This is a genomic window from Streptomyces thermospinosisporus (assembly GCF_039526425.1).
In the GTDB taxonomy this organism is placed as follows: Bacteria; Actinomycetota; Actinomycetes; order Streptomycetales; family Streptomycetaceae; genus Streptomyces; species Streptomyces thermocarboxydovorans.
The window spans coordinates 1-4263 of record NZ_BAAAIZ010000010.1 but is presented as its reverse complement, the minus strand read 5'-3'; the positions used below and the strand labels follow the sequence as shown (position 1 = coordinate 4263).

The window sequence follows — 4263 nt, the reverse complement described above, 5'->3', positions numbered from 1 at the left end:
GCTGGCGCAGCTCCTCTGCCGCCTCGTCGTCGTGCTCCCCCGCCACCACCGGGGTCTCCTGCCCGTCGACGTGGTGGGAAGGCTGCTCAAATCGCCCTGTCTCGAACAGAGTTGCCCTTTCCCCCATAACGTCCATCGTCGCACCACCTGCAACCTGGGTACACCTGGTATACCGCAGCCAGTGAGGTCACTTCAGCGTTTTGTCGACATGCCCACAGAGAGACAAGTCAAACACAGATCGCTCAACTCCCGTCGGCGGCGCGGCCGTAGCGGGGCGGGGCACATGCGTTCGCCCATGCCAAAGGCCCGGACTCCTCGTGGAATCCGGGCCTTTGGTGCCGCCGTATCGCGACGTCAGTAGCGGGGACAGGATTTGAACCTGCGACCTCTGGGTTATGAGCCCAGCGAGCTACCGAGCTGCTCCACCCCGCGCCGTTGTGTTCACCACCGTATCACGGCGCGGGGCGGCACTGACCAGCCGTTTTTCTAGCCGCTCGCGGTGGGCTTGGGACTGGGGCTGCTCTGCGAGCCGCCCGAGCCGCCGCCACCGCCCTGGGCGGACTGCGCCTCCTCGGCCTTGCGCAGGGCCTCCTCCAGGTCCTTCTGCGCCCGGCCGTAGGCCTCCCAGTCGTTCTTCTTCAGGGCTTCCTGGCCGGCCTCGAAGGCTTCCTGCGCGTCCTGCAGCGCCTCGCGGACGGTGGGGTTGTCCGTGCCCGGCGGTGGCGTGGTGCCCTCCTCGCCGGAGCCCTCGTCCTCGCCGGGCGGCGGCTCGACGGGCGAGCCCTGACCGCCGAAGACCTTGTCCAGGGCCTGGTCGAGGGTGTCCTCGAAGGCCGTCTGGCCGCCGTAGGTCACCAGCACCTTGCGCAGCAGCGGGTACTTCAGTCCGCCACCGCGGACGTAGACCGGCTCCACGTAGAGCAGCCCTCCGTCCAGCGGCACGGCCAGCAGGTTGCCGTACTCGACCTCCGAGTCGCCGCCGCGGAGCAGACGGATCGTCTCGGCGATGTCCTGCTGCGAGTTGAACTGGCTCTGCACCTGCTTGGGTCCGGAGACCGTGGTGCTGGTCGGCAGTTTCAGGATTCTGATCTTGCCGTAGTCGGAGGTGCCCGGATCGGCGTTGACCGCCATGAAGGCGCTCAGGTTGTCACGGCCGTTCGGGGTGAACGTCGTGGTGAGCGAGAAGACCTGCTCCTTCTGGTCGGGCATCTTCATGCTCAGGTAGTACGGCGGCACCGCGTCGCCCGTCTTGTTGGTCGGGTCGTCCGGCACCTGCCACACCTCGCTGCCGGAGAGGAACGTGGTGGCGTCCTTCACGTGGTAGCGGGTGAGCAGTTCGCGCTGCACCTTGAACAGGTCCTGCGGGTAGCGCAGATGCGCCATCAGCTCGCCGGAGATCTCGCTCCGCGGCTCCACCGTGTCCGGGAAGGCCTTCATCCAGGTCTTCAGGACGGGGTCCTCGGTGTCCCACTGGTAGAGCTTGACCTCACCGGTGTAGGCGTCGACGGTCGCCTTGACCGAGTTGCGGATGTAGTTGACCTGGTTCTGCTGGGCCACCACCGCACGCTGGTCGTTGGTGGCGGTCAGCGAGTCGGCCGTGGTGTCGCCGAGGGTCGTCCGCGAGGAGTACGGGTAGCCGTTGGTGGTCGTGTAGGCGTCGACGATCCACTGGATCCGCCCGTTCACGACCGCCGGGTAGGCGTCGCCGTCGATGGTCAGCCACGGGGCGATGGCCTCGACCCGCTCCTTGGGCGTGCGGTTGTACAGGATCCGCGAACCCTCGCCGATCGCGCCCGAGTACAGGATCTGCGGCTCGCTGAAGGCGACGGCGTAGGCGGCGCGGTTCAGCGGGTTGGAGAGGTTGACGCCGCTGTCCGCCTGGTAGCTGTACGTCTTCTCGCCGCTGTCGTCGGAGTAGTCGATCTCCTTCTGGGGACCGCCGACGATCGAGTACGTCGTCGTCCGCTCGCCGTAGTAGATGCGCTGCTCGTACTTGCCGAGGTCGCCCTTGGACGGCAGGTCGGACTCGGTGAACTCCGGACGCCCGCCGGAGTCGGCGCTGGTGCCCTCGGCGGCGACGACTCCGTAGCCGTGCGTGTAGCGGAAGTGGTCGTTGATCCAGTTCCGCTTGGGGATGCCGTTGTAGTTCAGCTCGCGCAGACCGATGACCGTGTCCTGGTCCTTGCCGTCCTTGCTGTACCGGTCGACGTCCAGGTTGGTCGGGAACGCGTAGTAGTTCCTGATCTGCTGGAGCTGCTGGAAGGTCGGCGAGACGATGTTCGGGTCCATGATGCGGATGCTCGCCGCACCGGGGACGTCGTCCCGCAACTGGGACTTGTCCTCGGCCTGGCTGACGCCCGGGTAGTCCCTGACCTGTGTTCCGTCGATGCCGTAGGCCTCACGCGTGGCCTTGAGGTTCTTCTCGACGTACGGCGCTTCCTTGGCCTGCTCGTTCGGCTGGACCTGGAACTTCTGCACGATCGCCGGGTACAGGCCGCCGATCAGGATGGCGGAGAGCACCATCAGGCCGAAGCCGATCACCGGCAGCTGCCAGGTGCGCCGCCACAGGGTGGCGAAGAACAGCAGCGCGCAGATCACGGCGATGCAGAACAGGATCGTCTTGGCCGGCAGATAGGCGTTGGCGTCGACGTACCGCAGACCGGTCCAGTTGTCGGTCGCCTTGAAGTCGCTGGACTTGACCGCGAGGCCGTACCGGTCGAGCCAGTAGGCGACGGCCTTCAGCGCGACGAAGATGCCGATGAGCACCGACAGATGGCCGGTGGCCGCGGCGGTGGCGCGGGCGCCCGGGCTGGTGATGCGCAGGCCGCCGTACAGGTAGTGGGTGAGCGCGGCGGCGATCACCGACAGGATGACGGCGGCGAATCCGAAGCCGAGCAGGAAGCGGTACCAGGGCAGGTCGAAGGCGTAGAAGGAGACGTCCAGCTTGAACTGGGGGTCCTTCTCGTTGAAGGGCACGCCGTTGACCCACATCAGCCAGGTGCGCCACTGGCTGGAGGCCGAGGCGCCCGCGATCAGACCGACCAGCGCGGTGATGCCGAGCAGCAGCCACTTCTTGTACGGGGCGATGCTCATGCGGTACCGGTCGAGGTTCTGCTGCTCCATCGACATGGCGCTCAGCGGCGGCCGCAGCCGGTGGGCCAGCCAGATGTTGAAGCCGACGGAGAGGGCCATCAGCAGGCCGAAGACGAAGAAGAGGCCGACCTTGGTCCACAGGGTCGTCGTGAACACCGACGAGTAGTGAACCGAGCGATACCACAGCCAGTCGGTCCAGAACCCCGCGAACATGGTGAAGACCATGCCGAGGACGGCCAGGACGCCCAGTGTCATGAGCAGGGTCCGGACCCGCCGGGACGGGCGGCCCACTCTGATCCGTGGCCCCGTCGGGCCTCCGCCGCGGTCCGGCATCTGGAAAGCCAAGGTAGGCACCTCGAAGTTCGCTGTTGATTCGTCAGGCCCGCGTGTTCGTGGACCGTGAGCGGCCCCACGTGATCGTGGGCCCACACCTATGCAACTTACTCACCCTTTACTCGGTTCCCGATTCCGGCCAGGAACGAGAGAGGATTGTGACCATGTCCAACACACCCATGGCGGCCAGCCCGCTCACCAGGGCCGTGCTCGAGATCGACGAGTACGTCTCCGGCCTCGGCTGGGACCGTCCCGCACGTCTTTTCGCTCTTGTCGACACCGCCCGGCTGCGCGCCGAGCAGCCCTCGCTCGCCGACCGGCTCGGTCTGGGCGGGGCGCAGGAGGCGGACGCCCTCACCCCGATCGAGCAGGACGAAATTCCAACGGACAAGCCGCTCGACGAGTTCCTGGGCACCATCGCCTGGCCGGAGGCGGTGACCGGCTGCGCCCTGACCGTGGAGCGTCTGATGCTGCCGCCGTCCGCGGAGGCGGAGGTGCCGGACGATCTCGACGAGGCCGCGCTGGACAAGTGGGTGTCCGAGCACCCCGAGCGTCAGGAGGTCCGGATGACGGTCGCGGTGCTGCGCGACGGCAGCCGGGAGTCGGCGCTGCGGCTGCGGGAGAAGGACTCCCCCACCGAGGTCCTCACCGGCTCCGATCTGGTCCCGGGGCTGGCGGACGCACTGGCGGCGACCTTCGAGGAGTAGCCGCCCTCGCCGGGATCAGTCCCCGCTGCCGGCGGGGTCGGGCCGCCGCGCCCGGCGGGGGCAGGTCGCTCGCCCGGCCCGACGGGATTCAGGCCGGCCCGCCCGGCAGCGGCAGATCGCCCGCCCGGCC

General features: G+C 67.8%; 2 protein-coding genes and 1 tRNA gene. 1 reads left to right on the top strand and 2 read right to left on the bottom strand.

Annotated elements, in window-relative coordinates; translation table 11 throughout:
* Window positions 1-358: 358 nt before the first annotated feature.
* Both ABD207_RS04935 and ABD207_RS04930 read right to left on the bottom strand, forming a co-directional pair.
* Window positions 359-432 (bottom strand) — tRNA-Met (locus ABD207_RS04935).
* A 54-nt stretch (window positions 433-486) separates the two neighbouring features.
* On the bottom strand, window positions 487-3426 hold the full coding sequence (locus ABD207_RS04930) for a UPF0182 family membrane protein (RefSeq protein WP_344010539.1): 2940 nt from the start codon (window positions 3424-3426) through the stop codon (window positions 487-489).
* A gap of 164 nt (window positions 3427-3590) precedes the next feature.
* On the opposite strand from ABD207_RS04930, the gene ABD207_RS04925 reads away from it, so the two are divergent.
* Entirely contained in the window at window positions 3591-4133 is a 543-nt protein-coding gene (locus ABD207_RS04925; RefSeq protein WP_344010309.1) for a PPA1309 family protein, read from the top strand.
* The last annotated feature ends 130 nt before the right edge of the window (window positions 4134-4263 follow it).

Bases quoted from the DNA above. Each gene is read 5' to 3' on its own strand.
- ABD207_RS04930 (WP_344010539.1), bottom strand. From the start codon at position 3,426: ATGCCGGACCGCGGCGGAGGCCCGACGGGGCCACGGATCAGAGTGGGC.
- ABD207_RS04925 (WP_344010309.1), top strand. From the start codon at position 3,591: ATGTCCAACACACCCATGGCGGCCAGCCCGCTCACCAGGGCCGTGCTC.